The 21,843-nt window shown below is 64.7% G+C and carries 22 protein-coding genes; 9 read left to right on the top strand and 13 right to left on the bottom strand.

The features are described 5' to 3' along the window. Window positions 1-37 precede the first annotated feature (37 nt). Window positions 38-1,651: an L-aspartate oxidase gene (gene nadB, locus I603_RS06960; RefSeq protein WP_068863514.1), complete on the bottom strand. Its 1,614-nt coding sequence runs from the start codon at window positions 1,649-1,651 to the stop codon at window positions 38-40. A 375-nt stretch (window positions 1,652-2,026) separates the two neighbouring features. Continuing rightward, the gene (locus I603_RS06965; protein WP_068863516.1) at window positions 2,027-2,998 is read right to left on the bottom strand and encodes an ABC transporter ATP-binding protein; all 972 of its coding nucleotides are present in this window, start codon (window positions 2,996-2,998) and stop codon (window positions 2,027-2,029) included. Window positions 2,999-3,070: 72 nt separating this feature from the next. Here I603_RS06965 and I603_RS06970 point away from each other — a divergent pair, with 72 nt between their 5' ends. Together I603_RS06970 and I603_RS06975 are read left to right on the top strand one after the other, a co-directional pair. After that, the gene (locus I603_RS06970; protein WP_068863518.1) at window positions 3,071-3,331 is read left to right on the top strand and encodes a zinc-finger domain-containing protein; all 261 of its coding nucleotides are present in this window, start codon (window positions 3,071-3,073) and stop codon (window positions 3,329-3,331) included. A gap of 68 nt (window positions 3,332-3,399) precedes the next feature. Beyond that, window positions 3,400-3,873 (top strand): hypothetical protein, encoded by a 474-nt coding sequence (locus I603_RS06975; RefSeq protein ID WP_068864103.1) that lies wholly within the window; start codon window positions 3,400-3,402, stop codon window positions 3,871-3,873. Here the strand turns inward: I603_RS06975 and I603_RS06980 are convergent. From I603_RS06980 to guaA, 4 genes are all read right to left on the bottom strand, one after another. Continuing rightward, complete coding sequence (locus tag I603_RS06980; RefSeq protein WP_068863519.1) at window positions 3,845-4,390, bottom strand: hypothetical protein; 546 nt, start codon at window positions 4,388-4,390, stop codon at window positions 3,845-3,847. The genes I603_RS06975 and I603_RS06980 overlap by 29 nt on opposite strands. A gap of 114 nt (window positions 4,391-4,504) precedes the next feature. Further along, window positions 4,505-5,479 (bottom strand): NAD(P)H-dependent flavin oxidoreductase, encoded by a 975-nt coding sequence (locus tag I603_RS06985; protein WP_068863521.1) that lies wholly within the window; start codon window positions 5,477-5,479, stop codon window positions 4,505-4,507. Between the two features lie 261 nt (window positions 5,480-5,740). Beyond that, window positions 5,741-6,388: a YceI family protein gene (locus I603_RS06990; protein WP_232305281.1), complete on the bottom strand. Its 648-nt coding sequence runs from the start codon at window positions 6,386-6,388 to the stop codon at window positions 5,741-5,743. A 103-nt stretch (window positions 6,389-6,491) separates the two neighbouring features. Continuing rightward, window positions 6,492-8,093 (bottom strand): glutamine-hydrolyzing GMP synthase, encoded by a 1,602-nt coding sequence (gene guaA / locus I603_RS06995; protein WP_068863523.1) that lies wholly within the window; start codon window positions 8,091-8,093, stop codon window positions 6,492-6,494. 268 nt (window positions 8,094-8,361) lie between these two features. Here guaA and I603_RS07000 point away from each other — a divergent pair, with 268 nt between their 5' ends. Together I603_RS07000 and I603_RS14500 are read left to right on the top strand one after the other, a co-directional pair. Further along, on the top strand, window positions 8,362-8,688 hold the full coding sequence (locus I603_RS07000) for a UrcA family protein (protein ID WP_068863525.1): 327 nt from the start codon (window positions 8,362-8,364) through the stop codon (window positions 8,686-8,688). A gap of 470 nt (window positions 8,689-9,158) precedes the next feature. Continuing rightward, window positions 9,159-9,356 carry a hypothetical protein gene (locus I603_RS14500; protein WP_143736680.1) on the top strand — a complete coding sequence of 66 codons (198 nt, stop codon included), beginning with the start codon at window positions 9,159-9,161 and terminating at the stop codon, window positions 9,354-9,356. A 98-nt stretch (window positions 9,357-9,454) separates the two neighbouring features. Here the strand turns inward: I603_RS14500 and I603_RS07005 are convergent, their stop codons facing one another. After that, the gene (locus I603_RS07005; RefSeq protein ID WP_407643888.1) at window positions 9,455-11,005 is read right to left on the bottom strand and encodes a class I adenylate-forming enzyme family protein; all 1,551 of its coding nucleotides are present in this window, start codon (window positions 11,003-11,005) and stop codon (window positions 9,455-9,457) included. 92 nt (window positions 11,006-11,097) lie between these two features. Between I603_RS07005 and I603_RS07010 the strand changes: the two genes are divergently transcribed. The 5 genes from I603_RS07010 (at window position 11,098) to I603_RS07030 (ending at window position 17,056) form a co-directional block, all read left to right on the top strand. After that, window positions 11,098-11,886, top strand: a complete 789-nt coding sequence (locus I603_RS07010) for a PIG-L family deacetylase (RefSeq protein ID WP_068863529.1) — start codon at window positions 11,098-11,100, stop codon at window positions 11,884-11,886. Between the two features lie 96 nt (window positions 11,887-11,982). After that, the gene (gene gyrB / locus I603_RS07015; RefSeq protein WP_068863531.1) at window positions 11,983-14,541 is read left to right on the top strand and encodes a DNA topoisomerase (ATP-hydrolyzing) subunit B; all 2,559 of its coding nucleotides are present in this window, start codon (window positions 11,983-11,985) and stop codon (window positions 14,539-14,541) included. Between the two features lie 25 nt (window positions 14,542-14,566). Continuing rightward, a complete protein-coding gene (locus I603_RS07020; protein WP_086621735.1) occupies window positions 14,567-15,706 on the top strand; it encodes an AI-2E family transporter in 1,140 nt (379 codons plus the stop codon). Window positions 15,707-15,712: 6 nt separating this feature from the next. Beyond that, window positions 15,713-16,489, top strand: a complete 777-nt coding sequence (locus I603_RS07025; protein ID WP_068863534.1) for a M50 family metallopeptidase — start codon at window positions 15,713-15,715, stop codon at window positions 16,487-16,489. A gap of 54 nt (window positions 16,490-16,543) precedes the next feature. Beyond that, window positions 16,544-17,056 carry a nuclear transport factor 2 family protein gene (locus tag I603_RS07030; RefSeq protein ID WP_068863535.1) on the top strand — a complete coding sequence of 171 codons (513 nt, stop codon included), beginning with the start codon at window positions 16,544-16,546 and terminating at the stop codon, window positions 17,054-17,056. A 7-nt stretch (window positions 17,057-17,063) separates the two neighbouring features. Here I603_RS07030 and I603_RS07035 read toward each other — a convergent pair whose 3' ends face one another. The 6 genes from I603_RS07035 to I603_RS14255 all read right to left on the bottom strand — a co-directional run bounded on the left by I603_RS07035 (window position 17,064) and on the right by I603_RS14255 (window position 21,814). Continuing rightward, window positions 17,064-17,705, bottom strand: a complete 642-nt coding sequence (locus I603_RS07035) for a hypothetical protein (protein ID WP_068864106.1) — start codon at window positions 17,703-17,705, stop codon at window positions 17,064-17,066. Between the two features lie 127 nt (window positions 17,706-17,832). Continuing rightward, on the bottom strand, window positions 17,833-18,630 hold the full coding sequence (locus I603_RS07040) for a DUF1295 domain-containing protein (RefSeq protein ID WP_068863536.1): 798 nt from the start codon (window positions 18,628-18,630) through the stop codon (window positions 17,833-17,835). Beyond that, window positions 18,623-19,252 (bottom strand): lysophospholipid acyltransferase family protein, encoded by a 630-nt coding sequence (locus I603_RS07045; RefSeq protein ID WP_084439994.1) that lies wholly within the window; start codon window positions 19,250-19,252, stop codon window positions 18,623-18,625. Before I603_RS07045 ends, I603_RS07040 begins: the two co-directional genes overlap by 8 nt. Before the next feature lie 70 nt (window positions 19,253-19,322). Then, window positions 19,323-19,562 (bottom strand): hypothetical protein, encoded by a 240-nt coding sequence (locus tag I603_RS07050; RefSeq protein WP_068863540.1) that lies wholly within the window; start codon window positions 19,560-19,562, stop codon window positions 19,323-19,325. 10 nt (window positions 19,563-19,572) lie between these two features. Beyond that, on the bottom strand, window positions 19,573-21,180 hold the full coding sequence (locus I603_RS07055; RefSeq protein ID WP_068863542.1) for a carboxyl transferase domain-containing protein: 1,608 nt from the start codon (window positions 21,178-21,180) through the stop codon (window positions 19,573-19,575). A 4-nt stretch (window positions 21,181-21,184) separates the two neighbouring features. After that, complete coding sequence (locus I603_RS14255; RefSeq protein ID WP_084439952.1) at window positions 21,185-21,814, bottom strand: NYN domain-containing protein; 630 nt, start codon at window positions 21,812-21,814, stop codon at window positions 21,185-21,187. Window positions 21,815-21,843 lie beyond the last annotated feature (29 nt).

A 21,843-nucleotide genomic window follows, 5' to 3' on the forward strand; every position in this document is an offset into this window, starting at 1 on the left:
TGAACCCGCGCCTAACTGACTGGTTCCTCGGCGATTGTTACGGCACCAGCACCGTATCCTTCGCCTCGTCCGCCAGCGCCGGATAATCCAGCGTGTAGTGCAGCCCCCGGCTCTCCTTGCGGCGCAGCGCCGATTGCACGATCAGTTCGGCTGATTGCAGCAGGTTGCGCAGTTCAATCAAGTCGGTCGTCACCCGGAAGGCGCCGTAGTAATCCTCGACCTCGCGTTTCAGCAACTCGATTCGGCTCGCGGCGCGCTCAAGCCGCTTGGTGGTGCGCACGATGCCGACATAGTTCCACATGAAGCGGCGGATCTCGGTCCAGTTCTGCTTGATGACCACCTCCTCGTCGGAGTCGGTCACGCGGCTTTCGTCCCACGGAAGGATCGCAGGCGGCGCTTCCAGCGTGTCCCAGCGCGAAAGGATATCCTGCGCCGCCGCCTCGCCGAACACGAAACATTCGAGCAGGGAATTGGAAGCCAGCCGGTTCGCCCCGTGCAGCCCGCTTTCGGTGCATTCGCCCGCCGCCCACAGCCCCGGCACATCGGTGCGTGCGGCCAGATCCACCACCACTCCGCCACAGGTATAGTGCTGCGCGGGGACGACCGGGATCGGCTGCTTGGTCATGTCGATGCCGAGACCCATCAGCTTGTCGTAGATCGTCGGGAAGTGGCCTTTCACGAAGTCTGCGGGCTGGTGGCTGATATCAAGGTGCACGTAATCGAGGCCAAACCGCTTGATCTGGTCGTCGATCGCGCGGGCGACCACGTCGCGGGGCGCAAGCTCCATCCGCTCGGGATCGTAATCGACCATGAAGCGCCGCCCGGTTTCAGGGTGGAGCAGATGCCCGCCCTCGCCGCGCACCGCCTCGGTAATGAGGAAGTTCTTGACCTCGAGATTGTAGAGGCAGGTCGGGTGGAACTGCATCATCTCCATGTTGGAGACGCGTGCGCCCGCCCGCCACGCCATCGCGATCCCGTCGCCGGTCGCGCCGCGCGGGGCGGTGGAGAACTGGTAGACGCGCCCCGCGCCGCCGCTGGCAAGGATCGTGGCGCGGGCGACGTGGCGTTCGACCCGCCCGGTGGCCTCGTCGAGCGCATAGACCCCCCATACACGTCCTGCCGCGGAGAACTGCTCGCGGTGGCGGTCGGTGATGAAGTCGATGCAGGTGCGCCCGGGCAGGAGCGTGATGTTGGGATTGGCTTCGGCGGCCTTGAGCAGCGCCTCTTGCACCGCCCAGCCGGTCGCATCGTCCACATGGACGATCCGGCGGTGCGAATGGCCGCCCTCGCGGGTGAGGTGAAGCGCGTCCGCGTCACGGTTGAACGGCACGCCCAGCGCGCACAGCCGGTCGATCGATTGGGGCGCGCGCTCGATCACGAACTCCACCGTGTCGCGGTCGTTAAGGCCGGCCCCTGCCACCATGGTGTCGCGGATATGATCCTCGAAGGTATCGCCCGCGTCGAGCACGGCGGCGATCCCGCCCTGCGCCCAGGCGGTGGATCCGCCGGTGAGCGAGCCCTTGGCCAGCACCAGCACGCGGGCGCTTTCGGCCAGCGCCAGCGCCGCCGTCAGTCCGGCCGCGCCGGAACCGATCACGACAACGTCATGTGGCATGTCATGCTGCGTCACGCTTGCATCCTTGCTTGCCATGGATGCGCAATGGCCCGCAATCGGTCGGCGGGCAAGGGCGATGCTCTGTCACACAGGCTTAAGTAATCTGGCCTATGTATTTTCCCGTAGGCTTGGCGCATCACACCGCCCGGTCGCGACTGCGTTGCGCGCTGCGGGGCAAGAATAGTCGAGTCGCGCCGACCGGAAGAACAAGAATAGCCAGCAACCTCTCGAACGGCACAACCCTCCATGTCCTTCATTTCCTTTATCGGCTGCACCACGGACCGTCATGAACCGCTGCGGCGGGATGTGACCTGGGACGGCAAGCGATATGTCGGAGCCTGCCGACACTGCGGCGCGCCGATCGTGCGAATTGCCCGCCGAAATTGGCGCAAGCGCGAGGACTAGCAGCGCCTAGCCGGGCGCGCCGGCGGCGGTCAGCTGCACGAACACATCTTCCAGATCGGCCTCGCGGGTTGTGACATCCTCGATTCCAAGGCCCTGGTCCTGCAGGATCGCCAGCACTTGCCCGGCGCTGAGGCGATCCTTGTCATAGGTCACCTCGACTCCGCGAGCTCCATCCCATGCGACCCGCACGAAGGCCTCGTGCGCGGGCGCCGCGGCGAGATCCGCGGCGGCGGTCACCGCGACGATCTTTTCGCGCGCCATGTCGACCAGTTCACGCGTCGGCTTGTTGGCGATCAGCTGGCCGTGGTTGATGATCGCGATGCGGTCGCACAGTTCTTCGGCCTCTTCGAGGTAATGGGTGGTCAGCACCACCGTCACGCCCTCGCGGTTCAATTCGCTCACCAGCTCCCACAGCTGACGCCTGAGGTCGACATCGACACCCGCCGTGGGCTCATCCAGCACGAGGATCGGCGGTGAATGCACCATCGCCTTGGCGACCAGCAGGCGGCGCTTCATGCCGCCCGACAGGGTGCGCGCATAGGCATTGCGCTTGTCGGCGAGCCGCACGGCTTCGAGCAATTCCTCAGAGCGCCTGAGCGCGGCCGGAATGCCGTAGAAGCCGGCCTGGTTCTCCAGCACCTCGTGGGGTGTGAAGAAGGGATCGAACACGATTTCCTGCGGCACGATCCCGATCGAGCGGCTGGCGTTGCGGCGCTGGCGATCAATGTCGAAGCCCCAGATTTCCGCCGTGCCGCTGGTCTTGTTGACCAGCCCGGCCAGAATGTTGATCAGCGTCGACTTGCCCGCGCCATTGGGACCGAGCAGCCCGAAGATCGATCCTTCGGGCACATCGAAGCTTACCCCGCCGAGCGCGAGCTTGCCCTCGGTCACGCTGCCCTTCGCTCCCTTCGCAGGCGCATAGCGCTTGACGAGGTTGTCGATGCGGATGGCAGGAGCCGGGGGGCTTTGGGAGGACATGGGCTTGCCCTAGGCAAGCCCTGCACCAAAGGCAATTGCGCTCGGCCCGCCCCGTCTGTATCGGCAGGGTCCATGAGCATTGCCCCTCCCGAAGTCCTGCTGGTCGATACGCGGCGCGTTTCCTGCGACGGGGCCAGCGGCATCCGCGGCGGCGCGGGCTATCGCCCCGCCGCACTCGGCCACCCGCGTGTCTTCCTCGAGATCGACGAGCACGGTTATGTCGATTGCGGCTATTGCGACCGGCGCTTTGTCCTGCGCGGCGGCCCGGCCGACGGGGCGGACCAGGCGAGCCTGCCCGATATTTCCTCCGGAGCGAGCCCGGCCCGCTCCTGAACCATTGCTCAGCAGCGGTTCAGGCTCCATGCTTCATGCCGTCGCGCATGATCAAAGGAGAATTGCCCATGACCCGCCTTTGCCTCGGCCTGCGTGGCGTTGTGGCAGGGTTTGCCGCAGCGTTTGCATTTGCCACTCCGGTAATCGCGCAGGAGCAACCCGGACCGGACCTCGAATCGTCGACCGAGGCCGCGCCCATGACCAAGGGCGAAAAGCAGCTCGCAAAGCTGCTGGAGGGGCGCGAGGCGGGCGAGCCTGTGCGCTGCATCCGCACTTTGCCCAGCAAGCGCATCCAGACCATCGACAAGACCGCCTATGTTTTCGGGTCTGGCACCACGATCTACGTCCAGCGCACGCGCAATCCGGAGCAGATCGATCGCCGGTACGCGCTGGTCACTCAGCGCTTCAACGCGACCGACCTTTGCCGGCTCGATGTGGTAACCGCGATCGACCCGATCACCGGGATTTTCGCCGGCGTGGTCTTCTTCGAGGATTTCATCCCCTACACGGTGGTCAGGGAGCGAAAGGCGAAGCGCGACTGACCGGCGGTGTTGCCAAAGCAGGATCCGGCCGCTGGCCGGTGACAGACGAACACAGGCCCGAAGCCATGCAGGGCCCGTCATGGTGACAGCGGCGGTTGGCAGGGCCCGGACAGGTCGGCCGGCCGCTGAGCCCGAAATAGCGGCAGACATCATCCATGTCGCGCAAGGGTAAGGCCAGCATTCCTTTCGGGCCTGAAAGTTCCTGTTCGAAAACCCTTTCCATGCGACGGATGGAACTGACGTGATCATGCAGCTCGCTCAGTGCGAGGGGCTGGTCGAAGATCGCGCGCCGTTCCTCCAAGGCGCGCTGCTGGCAATCTGCAGGTTCCCCGGCTTTGGCCAAGGCAAGCGCCGCAGGGACCGGTTCGGTTGCAGGCGGCGCCTCCGGCGTGTTGCGCCCGTTCTGCGTGCGCCCCAGCGCCCATCCGCTCAGGGCTATCAGGCCTGACAGACCCGCAAGGGCTGCCGGATCAAGAACCAGTTCCATCACATCCTCCGCGCCGGGTGCGTTCGGCATGCCTCCCGAAGCTGGCCGACTGCAAGCGAATCATCGCAACCCGGAGGCAATCATGCCGCAGCGGTCAGATGCTGAGAATGCGGGCGGATACTTATCCGGACGCGGGGCAAGGATTCAGGCGCGGGCCATGGCCTGCATCCGGGCGATAATCTCTTCGGCCTGCAGCATGATCCGGTCGATCAGTTCCTGACAGGTGGGGATATCGTGGATGAGCCCGGCCACCATGCCGCAGCTCCAAGCGCCTTCGTCCATCGCGCCTTCGGTCATGATCTTCGGGTAAACCCCGGCGACTTCGGGCAGGATGTCCTGGATTGTGATGGTATCGCCGAGGTCCTTCTCTTTCTGGATCAGGCGTTCGACTGCGGCATTATTGAGCACGCGTTCCGTGTTGCGCAGCGGACGCATCACCAGCCGCGTATCGAGTTCGCTCGCGGCAAGGATCGCCTGCTTCACGTTCTCGTGCACCGGCGCCTCCTTGGTGGCGATGAAGCGGGTGCCCATGTTCATCCCCTGCGCGCCCATGGCGAGGCTCGCGACAAGGCTACGCCCGTCGGCCATGCCGCCGCTGGAGACGAAAGGGATTTCCAGTTCATCCGCCGCACGCGGCAGCAGGATGAAGTTGGGCACGTCGTCCTCGCCCGGGTGCCCGCCGCATTCGAACCCGTCGACGCTCACCGCATCGCAGCCGATCTCCTGCGCCTTCAGCGAGTGGCGCACGCTAGTGCACTTGTGGATCACCTTGATCCCAGCGTCCTTCAGCGGCCCCAGCAGATCGACCGGGTTGCGTCCGGCGGTCTCGACCACCTTCACCCCGCCGTCGATCACCGCCTTGACGAGGCCCGGATAGTCGGGCGGCGTCAGGGTCGGCAGGATGGTCAGGTTCACACCGAAGGGCTTGTCGGTCATGTCCTTGCAGCGCGCGATTTCGTTCGCCAGCTTCTCGGGCGTGCCTTGCGTCAGGCCGGTGATGATGCCCAGCCCGCCCGCGTTGGAGACGGCTGCGGCCATCTCGGCGAATCCCACATAGTGCATCCCCCCCTGAATGATCGGGTGCTCGATGCCGAACATTTCGGTGATGGCGGTCTTCATGGCGTGTCGTCTCCCGTCAAACGCTGTGATTGGACGCGACACAAGCCTGTTTGCCGGGGCCTTTCAAGCCCGCTTTTGGACAGGACGCGGCAAGGCTACGCGCGCCGTAGCGTCATGTCGTAACGGAAGGTGGAAATCGGGGGAACCGGGGGGCTGGAATACGGTGGGATCGAGTCGCTTCCAACCCACCCGGCACATCTCTGATGCCGGTTGCGGCGCCGATCTGCATTGATCCAGCGCAAACTCCCCGGGATGGCGGCGCTATTGCTGTTGTGTCCGGGTAAAGGCGAGCGTAAAGGTCACCGGCACCGCGGGCGTGATCGAGGGCAATTGTGCCAGCGCGCGCAGTTCGCCCAGTTCGTCGGTCAGATCGAACATGTCGGTGGTGATGATCACGGGCGCGGTCGGCACCACGGTCACGCGGGTTTCGGCAGCGCGGGTGACGAGCACTTCGGTCTCGATCTCCTGCTCCACGCCTTTGATCGTCAAGGTCGCCTTGAGCGGGCGGGTCAGCGACTGGCCCACCGCAAGCCCGGCAAAGGCCGCCGGATCGAGCTTGGCCGCCACGACCGCCGTGGGATTGTCGGCGACCTGGAAGAAGATGTCGCGCATGCGCTCGTTGCGGATGTCGACCCCGGTCGCGACCGAGGCAAGGTCGATCTCGATGCTCGCCGTGCCATCCGCCGCAACGCTGCCGGACAGCTTCTCAAATCCGTTGCTCTCGGCAATCTCGCCCGCCTTGATACTGACATAGGACAGGCGCGAGGTCACCGGATCGAGCGTCCATGCACCTTCGGTCACGGAGGAGGCTTGATCGGCTGCAGTGCCTTCGGCTGCCGGCTGGGCGCAGGCGCCAAGCCCGAGGGCAAGCGCGGCGGCGAAAGGGGCAAAAGGGCGCAGGTTCGTCACAGGCAATACCTCGGGTGCGGAAACAACGGGGCGAGAGATAGGCGATTTGCCGCCGAGGCGGAAGTGGCAGATGCTTGGGGGCAGGCCTGCGCCGGCTCGCCCCTTACTCCCACTCGATAGTGCCCGGCGGCTTGCTGGTGTAATCGTAGACCACCCGGTTGATGCCCTTGACCTCGTTGACGATACGGGTCGCCACGCGGGTCAGGAAGCCGGCGTCATAGGGGAAGACATCCGCCGTCATCCCGTCGGTCGAGGTCACCGCGCGCAGGGCGCAGACCGAATCGTAAGTGCGCCCGTCGCCCATCACGCCGACGGTCTTGACCGGCAGCAGCACCGCGAAGGCCTGCCAGATCGCGTCATAGAGGCCCGCATTGCGGATTTCCTCGAGATAGATCGCGTCGGCCTTGCGCAGGATGTCGCAGCGTTCCTTGGTCACTTCGCCGGGGATGCGGATCGCAAGGCCGGGGCCGGGGAAGGGGTGGCGGCCGACGAAGGCATCGGGCAGGCCCAGCTCGCGGCCGAGATCGCGCACCTCGTCCTTGAACAGTTCGCGCAAGGGTTCGACGAGCGCCATGTTCATGCGTTCCGGCAGCCCGCCGACATTGTGGTGGCTCTTGATCGTGACGCTCGGCCCGCCGGTGAAGCTGACGCTTTCGATCACATCGGGATAAAGCGTGCCCTGCGCGAGGAAGTCCGCCCCGCCGATCTTGCGTGCTTCTTCCTCGAACACATCGATGAAGGTCTTGCCGATGAACTTGCGCTTGGCTTCCGGGTCGGTGAGGCCGGCAAGCCCGCCGAGGAACAGCTCTTCGGCCTCCACGTGTACCAGCGGGATGTTGTAGTGATCGCGGAACAGGGTGACGACCTGCTCCGCCTCGTTCATGCGCATGAGGCCGTGGTCGACGAAGACGCAGGTGAGCTGGTCGCCGATCGCCTCGTGGATCAGGACCGCCGCAACCGCCGAGTCCACGCCGCCGCTGAGGCCGCAGATCACCCGCTTGTCGCCCACCTGTGCGCGGATTTCGGCGATTTTGGTCTTGCGGAACTCGGCCATGGTCCAGTCGCCCGCCAGCCCGCAGACGTGGCGCACGAAGTTGGCGATCAGCTTGCCGCCGTCGGGGGTGTGGACGACCTCCGGGTGGAACTGGGTGCCGTAGAAGCGGCGCGCCTCGTCGGCGATTACCGCGAAGGGCGCGCCGTCGCTGGTGGCGACGATCTCGAATCCCTGCGCGAACTGCGTCACCTTGTCGCCGTGGCTCATCCACACCTGATGGCGGCTTCCCACCTCCCACAGCCCGTCGAACAGCGCGCATTCGCCGGTGACGGTGAGGAAAGCGCGGCCGAACTCGCCGCCTTCCCCCGTTTCGTGGCCGGGGCGCACTTCGCCGCCCAGCTGGTGGGTCATCACCTGCTGGCCATAGCAGATGCCGAGGATCGGCAGGCCCGCATCGAACAGCAGTTGCGGTGCGCGCGGGCTGCCGTCGTCGGGCACGCTGGCGGGCGAGCCGGAGAGGATGATCCCCTTGGGGCTAAGCCGGTGAAACGCCGCTTCGGCCTGGCTGAAGGGCGCGATTTCGGAATAGACGCCCGCCTCGCGCACGCGGCGTGCGATCAGCTGGGTCACTTGAGAGCCGAAATCGACGATCAGAATCGATTCGGGGACGGCAGAATCGCCCTGTGCCGGGCTTGATGGGTGCGCGCTCATGGCGGCGAATTACGAAGCGCACCCCTTTCTGTCCAGCGGGCGCCGGTGCGATGCACCCCGTTTTGCGATGCAGCATAAAAATTTTGTCAGCAAAGCAATTGGTTCCCGAAAAAACTCGCTCCTGCCGTTGCAATCTTTGGAACCAATATCGCGCATTTCGCATTTGCACACATCTCTTGTGCGCTGCACCAGAGTTTCAAACAGCAACTGAATGCCGGTCAACGGCATCGCCTTTCCCAGACACCCTCTCTACCCCGGAGTATTTCCCATGCGTTTCACTCTCCCCCTGATCGCCCTTGCCGCCATCGCCGCGCCCGTGCTTGCCGCGCCGCAGGCCGGTGAGCAGACCGTCACCCTGCGTGTTGCCTATGGCGATGTCGATGTGACCAGCGCCGAAGGCCGCGCCGCGCTTGAAGCGCGGATCGACGCCAAGCTGCGCCAGGCCTGCGCCGTCGAGGGCGCTGCCCGCTACACCTATGGCCGCAAGCTGGTCGATGCGAAGTGCGTCGCCGAAGCCCGCACCGCAGCGCTGGCTGAAGTCGAGCGCGTGGCCGCCGCAGAAGCGCGTCGCGGGCGTGCCGTCGCCGCCAACTGAGCGCGTCCAACCTGTTGAAATAGCAAGACGGCCGTCGGAGCGATCCGGCGGCCGTTTGCATTGGGCGCCTGTGATGAGGTTGCAATTCATGCAATCAACCTTGGCGTTTTCGCATTTGCATTCGATGCCGTCGAACACCAAATGGCGTCCGCGCAATGCGTGCCGGGCTCCTCTCTCTCCATCCCGGCCTCCCCCATGCGGGGCCATTGCAAGGCGGAAACAGGCCGAACACGGCTGTTCCGTCAGCCTGCCAGCCCCGGCACGGACGGCCATCTCCCCCCTTTCGGCCCTCCGCTCCAGCCGGGTGTCCCGCCGCAAAAGGCCGGACCAGCAGTGAGCGAGACGCGGCTACCAGTCCTCCCCCCCCCTATCATTGGTGGCCGCGTCTCCAGCTGGAGCTTTGCGCGTCCGCTTGCGCCTCGATGATCGCAAAAATCGCTTTCAGCGATGAAATATATTCATTCGTCTGAGTGATTGAAAATTACGCGCTTCAATCCATATTGTGCGTAAGCCCGGACGGCGATTCCTCTCTCCAGCGCCGCGCCGGGCCGACCCGAACCACAACAGAACAGGGAAAACGAACCATGCGCATGATCAGTGAAAAGGCGATTGCCTTCCTGCTTGCGGTCGCGATGAGCGGCACCGCGTTCAACACGTTCATCGTCTGAGCGCTCGAGCAGAACCCCGGCGAAGCGCGGGCGCCCTCTCCCTCGCGCTTCACGACAGCGGCCCGGTTGCCCGATACGGCAGCCGGGCCGTCTTGTTTCTAGGCCACGCCGCCCAGTCTTGCCGCTTCCTCGCGCAATTCGCTCTTGAGCAGCTTGCCGATATGGCTCCGCGGCATCTCCGCGATCGGGTGCAGCGCTGCCAGGCGCTGGGTCTTGCCGAGCCGGGCGTTGACCGCCGCCATGATTGCCGCCGGATCGGCGGCATCCTTGAGCACCACGAAGCCGACCGGGCTTTCCCCCCATGCGCGCGACGGCACGCCGACAACCGCCACCTCGGCCACGCCCGGCTCCTTGAGCAATTCGGCCTCGAGATCGGAGGGGTAGATGTTGAACCCGCCCGAGATGATCATGTCCTTGGCGCGGCCCACCAGTTCGACGAAGCCCTCGGCATCCACGCGGCCGATATCGCCCATCCGCATCCACACCTCGCCCGTCGCCGGATCGGTCCATTGCGCCTCGGCGGTCTTGTCGGGGCGGTTCTTGTAGCCGCTCATCATGGTGAGGCTGCGGCCGACGAGGTTGCCCGGCGTGCCCGGCGGCACTTCGCGGTCTTCATCGTCCAATACCTTCAATTCGCTCCCCGGCGCGGGCCGGCCGACCGTGTGGAGCTTGCCGGGGAATTCGTGGCACGCCAGCAGGCAGACGACACCGCCTTCGGTCATCGAATATATCTCGATCAGCCCGCCCGGCATCCGCGCCAGCACTTCGCGCTTCAGTTCCGCCGGGAAAGGCGCGGAGGTGCAGTATTTGAGTTTCAGGCTCGACAGGTCGAAGTCGTCGAAGCCCGCGAAGTCCATCAACCTCTGGTACTGCACCGGCACCAGCATGGTGATGGTGGTGCGGTCGCCTTGCGCATGGGCGAGCCACTTGGCGCAATCGAACTTGCCCATTACCCGCACGCAGCCGCCCGCCAGCAGCACCGGAAGGAAGGCGACCATCGTGGTATTGGAATAGAGCGGTGTCGAGGCGAGCGAGCGTACCTCCAGCCCCGCGCCGAGATAGCTGAGCGCGGTTGCCGCGAACTGCCGCCAGCGCATCTGGTGCGAATGGACGATGCCCTTGGGGATGCCGGTGGTGCCGCTTGAATAGATGATGTTGAACGGGTCTTTCGGCTCCGGCACGAAGTCCGGCGCACGGGCACCCGGAGGGGCCATCCACTGGTCGATGCTCTCCAGCGGCACGCGGGTCAGGTCGGCCATGAAATCCGGCCCCAGCTCCGCCGCCTTGGCCGCGTCGATGAACAGATGGATCGCGCCCGAATCCTTTGCCATGCCTTCGAGCTGTTCGGGCGAGGCGCTGGTGGTGAGCGGCGCGGCCACCCCGCCGGCGCGCGCCGCCGCGAGGAACACCAGCGCATATTCGACCGTGGACGTGCCGAGGATCGCCACCGACTGCCCGCGCTTCAGCCCCGTCTCCACCAGCCGCGCCGCCAGCCGCTCGACGAGGCCGACCAGTTCGGCCCAGTAGACCTCGCGGCTATCGTCGCGCAGGGCGAGGTCATCGCCTTTGATCCGCGACCATTCCATCAGGATCTCGGGGAAGTTGCCGAAGGGTTCGGCGAGGCGGGCCATCATTACGTCGTTGGTCATGGCGCTCATGCATAATCGGCGGCGTGGCGCGCGCAAACAGTTTGCATCGCAGCTCCCGCAAGTGGCAGGAAGCGGCGCAAGGAGAGGGACGAATGAACCGCACCGCAGGCATGATCGCGCTCACCGCGCTGACGCTCGCACCCGCGCACGGGCAAGAGACGCTCGCACCCGCGCACGGGCAAGACTCACGGGCAGAGGCGCAACGGGTGCTGGTGGTGGTCGCCCACCCCGATGACGAGCTGTTCATGGCCCCCGCAATCGCCGCACTGGCGCGGCAGGGGGCGCAGGTTACCATCATCCACGCGACCAGCGGCGATGCGGGACCGGGTGTCTCAAGCCTTACCCCGGGGGAGGAACTGGGGCGGGTGCGCGCCATGGAGGCTTTCTGCTCGGTCAATGCCCTTGGCGCGACAAGCAGCGTGCAGTTTGATCTGGGTGACGGGACGCTCGGGCTGGACGCGCACCACCCCGGTAGTCCGGCGAGGCAGCTGGTCAGCAGACTTGGCGGTCACCTCGCGCAAGTCAGCCTCGTTCTTACCTGGGGACCGGACGGTGGCTACGGCCATGCCGACCACCGCATGGTGAGCGCGCTGGCAACGCAGGTGGTTCAGGCGATGCCCGACGCAGAGCGCCCGAGGCTGCTCTATGTCGGAATTCCCGCTGGCGGCCGCCCGCCGGTGCCCGAAATGGCGGAGTGGGCGGTGACCGATCCCGCGCTGCTGACTGAGGCCATCGCCTACACCCCCGCCGATCTCGCCGCCGCGCAGGCCGCCGCGCAGTGCCATGTCACCCAGTTCGACGAGGCCACCCGCGCCGGAATGATGCCGCTGTTCGGTGCAACGATGTGGCAGGGCAAGGTGCATTTCCGCCCTGCCTTCTGAAAGCCTCGACGAAACGCCCGCGTCACCCGTGGAAAAGCGCCGCAAGCAGCCCTCGCATAGTTGGGTTTCGCGTCCCGACCGCCTATATGATGGGGCATGAGCGACACCAACAATCCGACCCCCGAAAAACTGCCCAACGCCAACGAATATGGCGCGGATTCGATCAAGGTTCTCAAAGGCCTCGATGCCGTGCGAAAGCGCCCCGGCATGTATATCGGCGATACCGACGACGGATCGGGCCTGCACCACATGGTGTTCGAGGTCTCCGACAACGCGATCGACGAGGCGCTGGCGGGGCATTGCGACCTCGTTCTGATCGAATTGAACCCCGATGGCTCGGTTTCGGTCGAGGATAACGGGCGCGGTATCCCTACGGGAATGCACCCTGAAGAGGGTGTCTCGGCGGCCGAGGTCATCATGACCCAGCTGCACGCGGGCGGGAAGTTCGAGAACACGTCGGACGACAATGCCTACAAGGTTTCCGGCGGCCTCCACGGCGTGGGCGTCTCGGTGGTGAACGCCCTGTCCGAATGGCTCGAGCTCACCATCTGGCGCGAGGGCAAGGAGCACTGGATGCGCTTCGAGCATGGCGATGCGGTCGCCCCGCTGGAAGTGAAGGGCGATGCCCCCAGGAGCGACCGCAATGCCGATGCCAATGGCTTCAAGAAGGGCACCCGCGTCACCTTCAAGGCCAGCCACGACACCTTCAAGAACGTCACCGAATTCGATTTCGAAAAGCTCGAACACCGTTATCGCGAGCTGGCGTTCCTCAATTCCGGCGTGCGCATCTGCTTGCGCGACAAGCGGCACGAGGAGGTGCTGGAGCACGATCTCTATTACGAGGGCGGGATCGCGGCCTTCGTCAAATATCTCGACCGCAACAAGCAGGCGCTGATCCCCGAACCCATTGCCGTCTCGGCGGAAAAGGACGGGATCGGCATCGATGTCGCGCTCGAATGGAACGATTCCTATTACGAGAACGTGCTCGCCTTCACCAACAACATCCCCCAGCGCGACGGCGGCACGCACCTGGCGGCCTTCCGCGCCGCGCTGACCCGCACGCTCAACAATTATGCGGAGCGTTCGGGGATGCTCAAGAAGGAGAAGGTCAGCCTGTCGGGCGAGGACATGCGCGAAGGGCTGACCGCGATCGTCAGCGTCAAACTGCCCGACCCCAAGTTCTCAAGCCAGACCAAGGACAAGCTGGTTTCTTCCGAAGTGCGTTCGCCACTCGAAACCCTGATGGGTGAGAAGATGAGCGAGTGGCTGGAGGAAAACCCCGGTGATGCCCGCGCGATCATCCAGAAGATCATCGACGCCGCCGCCGCCCGCGAAGCCGCCCGGCGCGCGCGCGAGATGAGCCGCAAGGGCGCGATGAGCGTCGCCAGCCTGCCCGGCAAGCTCGCCGATTGCCAGGAACGCGATCCGGCCAAGTCCGAACTGTTCCTCGTCGAAGGGGACTCCGCAGGCGGCAGCGCCAAGCAGGGGCGCGACCGCAAGACCCAGGCGATCCTGCCGCTCAAGGGCAAGATCCTGAATGTGGAGCGCGCGCGCTTCGACCGGATCATCTCGTCCAAGGAAGTCGGCACGCTGATTCAGGCGATGGGCACCGGCATCCGCGACGAATTCAACCTCGACAAGCTGCGCTACCACAAGATCGTCATCATGACCGACGCCGACGTGGACGGGGCGCATATCCGCACGCTGCTGCTGACCTTCTTCCACCGCCAGATGCCCGAGATCATCAAGGCCGGGCACCTGTTCATCGCCCAGCCGCCGCTGTTCAAGGTCGCCAAGGGTCGCTCCGAGGTCTATCTCAAGGATCAGGCCGCGCTCGACCGCTATCTGGTCGATGCCGGGCTTCAGGGCCGGGTTCTGGAAACGCAGGGCGGCGCGCGTTCGGGGGCTGACCTGCGCGAGATCGTCGATGGCGCGCTACGCCTGAAAAACCTGCTTGGCTTCGTGCCGCGCCGCTATGATCTCGGCATTGTCGAGCAGATGGCGCTGACCGGTGCGCTTCAGCCCGGCCTGTCGGGCGATGCGCTGGCCGCCGCGCTGGATCGCGCCGCGGGACGGCTCGGCGCGGGCGACCGCGAGGCGCGCTGGTCCGCTTCCCGGCGCGAGGACGGCACCGTGGTGTTCGAGCGCCTGTGGCGCGGCGTCACCGACGTGCACGAAATCGACGCGCGCTTTCTCGCCAGTACCGAGGCGCACAAGCTCCACAGCCTCGCCGCTGCTCAGGCCGAAACCTATGCCGCCCCGGTCAGTCTGGTGCGCGCGGGCGACATGCCTGAGGAACCCGAGGCCGAGCCCGTTCCTGCCGATCCGCTGGCCGGCGAGGTCGAGGACACCCCGCCGGTCACCGCGATTCCCGTTGACGGGTCGATCAGCCGCCCGACCCAGCTGCTCGATGCGATCTTCGCTGCGGGGCGCAAGGGCCTCTCGATCCAGCGTTACAAGGGGCTGGGGGAAATGAACGCCGAGCAATTGTGGGAGACCACGCTCGATCCCGAAAACCGCGCACTGCTGCAGGTCAAGGTCGAGGATGCCGACGTCACCGACGAAATCTTCACCCGCCTGATGGGCGACATCGTCGAACCGCGCCGCGAGTTCATTCAGGACAATGCTCTCAACGTGGCGAACCTCGACGTCTAGCCGCTACAAGGACAAATCGCCGCCCATGGCCCAGCAGCCGCACCGCACAGACCAGTTGCAGCACGCAAGCTTCCTGCTGATCCTTGCCGTGGTCAGCATGATGATGGCGGTGATCGTGTGGCCCTTTGCCACCGCGCTGTTGTGGGCTGCGCTGGCGGCGATCATGTTCCAGCCTCTGTACCGCTGGATGCTGAGGAAAATGCGCGGGCGGCGCAATGCGGCGGCGATCGTCTCGCTGTTGGTGATCTTCTTTGCGGTGCTTGTGCCCGGCTTGTGGCTCGGTGCGATGGTCGTGCAGGAAGCGCTGGTGCTGGTTTCGGCCCTGCAGGAGCGGCCGGTCGATCTGGCTGCGACCTTCGATACCATATATGGCATGTTGCCAGAGGCAGCACAGGAGGCCGTCGACCGTTCGGGCTGGGCCGATGTCTCCAGCGCACAGACCAGGCTGCAGGAGCTGCTCGCCGAAAGCGCGGGCATGATTGCCAGTCAGGCGGTGTCGATCGGCAGTGGGGCGCTGGGCTTCATGCTGTCCTTCGGTGTCGGACTATACGTCATGTTCTTCCTGCTGCGCGATGGCGAGCGGATCGGGCGCACGCTGCTCAACACCGTGCCGGTCGAGCGTTCGGTATCCGAACGGCTGGCCGAACGCTTCCTTGGCATCGTGCGCGCGACGATCAAGGGGTCGGGCGTGGTCGGCCTCGTTCAGGGGGCAATGGGCGCCGTCACCTTCTTCCTCGTCGGGCTCGAATCCGCGCTGCTGTTCGGCGTGCTGATGACGATTTTCGCGCTGGTGCCGGTAATCGGCGCGGGCGCGGTTTATGTGCCGGTCGGACTGTGGCTGCTGGTGACCGGCGCGGTCTGGCAGGGCGTGTTCGTGCTGGCTTTCGGCTTCATCGTCATCTCCTCGGCCGACAATGTGCTACGCCCGATCCTGGTCGGCCGCGATACGGGTATCCCCGACTGGATCATCCTGGTGACGACGCTAGGCGGCATCAGCTTCCTCGGCTTTTCCGGGATCGTGCTGGGGCCGCTGGTGGCCGGGCTGTTCCTCGCGAGCTGGTCGATCCTGCAGGAATATCGCGACGAGGATGCGCGGGCGAGCGAGGTGGCCCCGATTGCGGTCGATGCCTCGGGCCGGGTGCCCGATGCCGACGCGGCGGACTAGACCGCGATGCAGTCGCTGACCCGCCCGGGCAGTCAGGCCGAACAGGCCGGACGGCTGGTGCTGGCGGGGCTGGTGGTGGTGCTGTTGCCTGCTCTGCCTTTCGGCAATTACCTGATCTATCCCTTCGTCATCCTCACCACCTGGTTCCACGAGATGGGCCACGGGCTGAGCGCGCTGGCGATGGGGCAGGAGTTCCACCAGCTGATGATCTTTGCCAGCGGATCGGGGGTGGCGGAAAGCCGCGTTGCTCCTGATGCGGGCGGGCTGACCTTTGCCGCCATTGCTGCCGGAGGGCCACTGGCACCTTGCCTTGCGGGCGCGCTGCTGATCATCGCCAGCGCTCACCCCCGTCTGTGGCGACCGGTATTGTGGGGGGTGGCGGGTGCGATCATCGCCAGCGTCATCATCTGGGTGCGCTCGGCGGTCGGCTTTGCCGTATTGCCACTAGTCGCCGCCTGCCTTGCACTGGTCGCCTGGCGGGCCGGCCCGGCGCTCACCCGCTTCACCCTGCAATTCCTCGGCGTGCTGGCGGCGATGAGCATGCTGCGTGATTTCCACTATCTCTTTACCGAGAACGCCGTGATTGGCGGTCGCGAGGTTCTGTCCGACACCGGCCAGATCGCTGCCGTGACAGGCCTGCCGCACTGGCTCTGGGCGGCACTCATCCTTGCCCTGTCGGCGGCAATGGTGGGCGGGGCGCTCAAATATGCGCTGGCCGAAAAGCGCCTGCGCCCTCCACGGGGAAAGCCGCCCGCCAACGTGCTGCAGTTCCGCCGCGATTAGGCTGCGCGCTTGTGGGAGTGTCGGTGCGGTCCGATCCTCGTTACTATCTCGCCCATGGATAATCACGAAGTTGTCAACCGGCTCGCCATTGCCGAAACCCTTGCGCTTTATTGCCGGGCGATCGACCGCTGCGACGCTGCCCTGTTGGCCGAGGTTTTCACCCCTGATTCGCGGATCGATTACGGTGACGGCGCAAAGCCCCCGGCCGAAACCATCTCCGGACTGATGGCGGGCCTCGGCGCGATGCGACTGACGCAGCACAATATTGCGAACACGGTGATCCGCTTTACCGGCGATGCGCGCGCCAAGGCCGAAACCAATTGCGTCGCGCTGCACATCATCCCGGGCCCCGACGGCGAGACTGAGCTTGTCGTCGGCGGGCGCTATCTTGACCGGCTGGTCAAGCGTGAAGGGCGCTGGCGCATTGCCGAGCGGCTTTATGTAATGGACTGGAACCGCTCGCAGCCGGCGACGATGCAGCTTGCGGGCGGGTTGTTCGATGGCCTGCTGCGCCGCGGCGCGCGGGGGAGCGATGATCCCTCGACAGCGTGGTGGGACGAGGCCTAGCCCGCCTTCAGGACGATGCGATCTTGAGCGTATTCACGCCCGAGGAATCCGCACCTGCTTCACCCGACAGGCCGATGAACATGGTATCGACGATCCGTGCCAGCTTCTCTTCGGTCAGCTTGTCGCCGAGATAGATCAGCGCATCGGGCAGGGTGTAGTTCGAAATCATCTGGTTGATCAGGGACAGCGCCTCGTCGATCTCCAGCCCTGCAAAGAACCCCTCCGCCTGCGCCTCGGCGATCAGTTCGCACAGGTAGTGATCGGCAAGGTCGACATAGCTGCGCACCTTTTCGAAATTGGCCGCACCCATTTCGCACAGAATGGTGAAATGTTCCGGGTCCTCGCGGAAGCGCCCCTGCGAGATGACGAAGCGGCGCCGGAAGAATTCGTACATCTTGCGCTGCGGCGGCAGGGCGCTGCCCAGCACCTCCTCCATGACCGCCAGATGCGGCGCGAGCCAGAGCTGGGCGACCGCATCGAACAGATCGTCGTAATCGGCGAAAAGCGCCTCGAACCGGGCACGGGTCAGGCCGCTTTCGGCCATGGCTACGGTCCACGGGATCTCCGAGCCGCGCTCCTTGACGAGGTCGAGGACGTGGCGCGCGACACGTTCGCGCTCGGCTTCACGGGCCGTTTCGGTCAGTGGCATGTCGCTCGAACCTCCCAGGTTGCGAGCCAACATAGGCCAAGCGGACGCGGGCTTAAAGAGCCGCTCGTCGATTTTTGTGCGACGCAACAAGGGAAAGGTCATGACGGATTGACGGTTTGCACCCGCATCAGTTCCGCGGGGGCCAGGGGAAAAACGCTGAAGTGCGGCGCTTGTAATCGGCGTATTTGTCGCCCTTGGACTTGTCCAATCCCTTTTCCAGCAGCGCCGCGCCCGACCATTTGGTGAGCGTGAAGCTGAGGAATATCGGCCCGATGACCGTCGCCGCGGCATATTCCCACCCGGCCGCTGCGCAGGCCAGCCAGATGCCCCACCACGCGGCGAAATCGCCAAAATAATTGGGGTGGCGGGTGTAGCGCCACAGTCCGGTGTCGAGGACCTTGCCTTCGTTCGCCGGATCGGCCTTGAACCGGGCAAGCTGCCAGTCGCCCACCCATTCGAAGAATACGCCGACGCTCCACACGGCAAAGCCCGCCCATGCCAGCGGCGGGATAGGCGCGGGCGCGCCGCTGGCGAGGATGCCGACCTGCGCCGGGCTCGACACCATGAACAGCAGCACCGCCTGCAGCAGCCAGACCTTGGTGAGCGCCGCGCTGGCAAAGCGGCCCTCGGCGCGCGCCTTCTTCAGGATCAGGGCATAACGCTTGTCCTCGCCGTGCTTGCGCCAGCGCCGGAACAGGTAGATGCCGAGCCGAAAGCCCCAGGCGGTGGTCATCAGCATGATCAGCGTGGCAAGGTCGCCCGGCCCGCCGCCGACATGCAGCCAGCTCGCCAGCGCGAGAATGCCCATGCCCGCCCCCCAGAAGGCGTCGATGAAGCTCACGTCATTGATGCGGACGGAAATCGCCCATTGCGCCAGCACCAGCACGATCAGGATGGCGGCATTCACCGCCAGCAGTTCAAACATCGTTCTTGCCGGCGATGATGTCGCGCGCCTGCTGTTCGAGCACCATGTAGCGATCGAGATCAGGGATCTTGGAGCGGAACCAATCGGCGATCTTGAGCAGGTCCTCGCCGTAATTGCCGGTCGGCATCATTGGCGGGCTGAACCCGATCGTGCGCTTGGCGTTGTCGGCGTAGGCCAGAACGATGGGCACACCCGCCGCGCGGGCGATATTGTAAAAGCCCGATTTCCACTTGCCATCCGAAGAGCGCGTACCTTCAGCCGCAATGACGAGGTTCAGTTCGCTGCGCCGGTCGAATTCCACCTTCATCTGCTCGACCGTGTTGGCTTTCTTCGTGCGGTCGACCGAGATGCCGCCCATGTCGAGCATGAAGTTCTTCATCATGCCCTGAAACAGCGTGTGCTTGCCCATGAAGTTGGGCTGCACCTTTTCCTGCTTGGTGGCCCCTGCGAAGAACACGAAGTCCCAGTTGGACGTGTGCGGCGCACCGGCAATCACACACTTCTTCACGCCTTCGGGAAACCGTTCGACGATCTTCCAGCCGCGCTGCCAATAGAAAAACAGGATGATCCGGTTCACGATGCGCGACAGCAGCGTGACGTTACGGGTTTCGTTGTGTTTCAAGCGTTGATCCCTCTCTCGCTCATACATCTGCCCTCAACCGGGGGAGTTACGCAAGGGAAAGCGTGGGGGATTAATGCAAGTCCTCGAAGTCTCTACGCGCTTCCTGCCATGCCTCCCAGACGTTCTCGGGGTCGATGTCCAAGTAACCACGCTCCTTGATTACCTCGAGATGCTGCTCACGTGTCGCCGCGATCACCTCGGAAGTGTCCCGGATTTCGATCACCTCGGCCTCGGTGAGTGGCGAGCCCTTCTCCCGCTCCTTATTGAGCAAGACGGCAACGAGTGCAGGCACGAACACCAAATCGACCATTGAGAATTCCTCACATCCGGAACACCCCGAACGCGGGCCGCTCCGCAATCGGTGCCTCAAGGCATGTCGCGAAGGCCAGCCCCAACACATCGCGGGTCTGGACCGGATCGACCACGCCGTCATCCCACAGGCGGGCGGTGGCGTAGTAGGGGTTGCCCTCGTCCTCGTATTTCTGGCGGATCGGCTGCTTGAAGGCCTCGGCCTCGCGCTCGTCCCACTTGTCGGCGTCACGGTGGACGGTGGCGAGGACGCTCGCGGCCTGCTCCCCGCCCATCACCGAGATGCGCGCATTGGGCCAGGTGAACAGGAAGCGCGGGGAATAGGCGCGGCCGCACATGCCGTAGTTCCCCGCGCCGAAGCTGCCGCCGATCACCACAGTGACCTTGGGCACGGTCGCGGTTGCGACGGCGGTGACGAGCTTCGCGCCATGCTTGGCGATGCCCTCCGCCTCGTATTTCCCGCCGACCATGAAGCCGCTGATATTCTGGAGGAACAGCAGCGGAATGCGCCGCTGGCAGGCGAGTTCGATGAAATGCGCGCCCTTCTGCGCGCTTTCGGAGAAGAGCACGCCGTTGTTGGCGAGGATCGCGACCGGCATCCCCCAGATATGGGCGAAGCCGCATACGAGGGTGGCGCCGTAATGCGCCTTGAACTCGTGGAACTCGCTGCCGTCCACGAGGCGCGCGATCACTTCCTTCACGTCATAGGGCGCGCGCACGTCTTCGGGGATGAGGGCGTAGAGGTCTTCCGCGTCGAACTTCGGCGGGCGCGGGTCTTTGAGCGCAACGTCCTTCGCCGCGCCGGTATTCGCGCCGAGGTGGCTGACGATATCGCGCACGATGGTGAGCGCGTGCTCGTCATTCTCTGCGAGGTGATCGACCACGCCAGACTTCTTGGCGTGCAAGTCACCGCCGCCCAGATCCTCGGCACTGATCTCCTCGCCCGTCGCGGCCTTCACCAGCGGCGGGCCGGCGAGGAAGATCGTGCCCTGATTACGCACGATCACCGTCTCGTCGGACATGGCGGGGACGTAGGCGCCTCCCGCGGTGCAGCTTCCCATGACGCAGGCGATCTGCGGGATGCCGAGCGCGCTCATGTTCGCCTGATTGAAGAAGATGCGCCCGAAATGGTCGCGATCGGGGAAGACCTCCGCCTGATAGGGCAGGTTGGCCCCGCCGCTGTCGACCAGATAGATGCACGGCAGGCGGTTTTCCTGCGCGATCTCCTGCGCGCGCAGGTGCTTCTTGACCGTCATCGGGTAGTAGGTGCCGCCCTTCACGGTCGCGTCATTGCACACGATCATGCACTGGCGACCCGAAACGCGCCCCACCCCGCAGATGATCGAGGCGCCGTTGACGTCGCCCTCGTACATGCCGTTGGCGGCCAACTGGCCGATCTCCAGAAAGGGCGAACCCGGATCGAGCAGCCGCTCCACCCGCTCGCGCGGCAGCAACTTGCCGCGGCTGACATGCCGCTCGCGGTGCTTCTGCGGCCCGCCCAATGCGGCTTCGGCCACGCGGGTGCGCAGTTCCTGTGCGAGGGCATGGTTATGCGCAAAGCGGGCCTTGGCCTCAGGCGCCTCGCGGTCGAGTTTGGTGGTGAGGATGGGGGCGGTCATAACTTCACCATTGCGGCGGCTTCGAGAACGTCCCGTTCCCGTCTGTCATTTGATGAGGGAATTGTGCGCTTTGAAGTGCGCTTGTTGGAAAAGATCGGATAAAGCTCACAAGAGGCTTCAGTTTTCCGCTGACTCGCACTGATCGATGCCCGAGTAACCCTACGGCTTTGCCGAAGCGCTGCCTTACCATCCGTATTGGTTCAGCCAAATCGCTGTCATTGCTGATGACGACTGCGACATCGAAGAGACCATCAAACGCATCCATCAACAAGTGCGTACCTAGATTAACGTCCGAACCCTTCTCTTCCGTCTTTATGACGCGCCGAGGCTGATATTGACCAGCGTTCCAAGCCGCTGCATCGGGCATGCTTACTTCGTGTGTAAGGAAATGGCCGAAATGGATATCGACCTCAGGCACTGATCGGAGCGCCCGGAAGTAGGTTTCCTGCCGCTGTGGCTGTGTGGGATCATGAGGACGCGCGCTTACACGAGCTGTGAAATATCGCACGCGGTCTATCTGATTCTTAGGTAGCTGATTGACTGCCAATGCATGAACATTCAACCACTTATAAGGCGAGCGTTTAAGGCACGAATAATAAAGGTTGTACCCGTCGATATAGACCCGAGTACGCATCCAGCCCCCTCAAAAAGCAACGGCGGCCA

This window comes from Erythrobacter dokdonensis DSW-74 (assembly GCF_001677335.1).
In the GTDB taxonomy this organism is placed as follows: domain Bacteria; phylum Pseudomonadota; class Alphaproteobacteria; order Sphingomonadales; family Sphingomonadaceae; genus Erythrobacter; species Erythrobacter dokdonensis.

Coding starts and splice junctions, on each gene's coding strand:
- nadB (WP_068863514.1), bottom strand. CDS start 1,651: ATGGCAAGCAAGGATGCAAGCGTGACGCAGCATGACATGCCACATGAC.
- I603_RS06965 (WP_068863516.1), bottom strand. CDS start 2,998: ATGTCCTCCCAAAGCCCCCCGGCTCCTGCCATCCGCATCGACAACCTC.
- I603_RS06970 (WP_068863518.1), top strand. CDS start 3,071: ATGAGCATTGCCCCTCCCGAAGTCCTGCTGGTCGATACGCGGCGCGTT.
- I603_RS06975 (WP_068864103.1), top strand. CDS start 3,400: ATGACCCGCCTTTGCCTCGGCCTGCGTGGCGTTGTGGCAGGGTTTGCC.
- I603_RS06980 (WP_068863519.1), bottom strand. CDS start 4,390: ATGCCGAACGCACCCGGCGCGGAGGATGTGATGGAACTGGTTCTTGAT.
- I603_RS06985 (WP_068863521.1), bottom strand. CDS start 5,479: ATGAAGACCGCCATCACCGAAATGTTCGGCATCGAGCACCCGATCATT.
- guaA (WP_068863523.1), bottom strand. CDS start 8,093: ATGAGCGCGCACCCATCAAGCCCGGCACAGGGCGATTCTGCCGTCCCC.
- I603_RS07000 (WP_068863525.1), top strand. CDS start 8,362: ATGCGTTTCACTCTCCCCCTGATCGCCCTTGCCGCCATCGCCGCGCCC.
- I603_RS07005 (WP_407643888.1), bottom strand. CDS start 11,005: ATGACCAACGACGTAATGATGGCCCGCCTCGCCGAACCCTTCGGCAAC.
- I603_RS07010 (WP_068863529.1), top strand. CDS start 11,098: ATGAACCGCACCGCAGGCATGATCGCGCTCACCGCGCTGACGCTCGCA.
- gyrB (WP_068863531.1), top strand. CDS start 11,983: ATGAGCGACACCAACAATCCGACCCCCGAAAAACTGCCCAACGCCAAC.
- I603_RS07020 (WP_086621735.1), top strand. CDS start 14,567: ATGGCCCAGCAGCCGCACCGCACAGACCAGTTGCAGCACGCAAGCTTC.
- I603_RS07025 (WP_068863534.1), top strand. CDS start 15,713: ATGCAGTCGCTGACCCGCCCGGGCAGTCAGGCCGAACAGGCCGGACGG.
- I603_RS07030 (WP_068863535.1), top strand. CDS start 16,544: ATGGATAATCACGAAGTTGTCAACCGGCTCGCCATTGCCGAAACCCTT.
- I603_RS07035 (WP_068864106.1), bottom strand. CDS start 17,705: ATGCCACTGACCGAAACGGCCCGTGAAGCCGAGCGCGAACGTGTCGCG.
- I603_RS07040 (WP_068863536.1), bottom strand. CDS start 18,630: ATGTTTGAACTGCTGGCGGTGAATGCCGCCATCCTGATCGTGCTGGTG.
- I603_RS07050 (WP_068863540.1), bottom strand. CDS start 19,562: ATGGTCGATTTGGTGTTCGTGCCTGCACTCGTTGCCGTCTTGCTCAAT.
- I603_RS07055 (WP_068863542.1), bottom strand. CDS start 21,180: ATGACCGCCCCCATCCTCACCACCAAACTCGACCGCGAGGCGCCTGAG.
- I603_RS14255 (WP_084439952.1), bottom strand. CDS start 21,814: ATGCGTACTCGGGTCTATATCGACGGGTACAACCTTTATTATTCGTGC.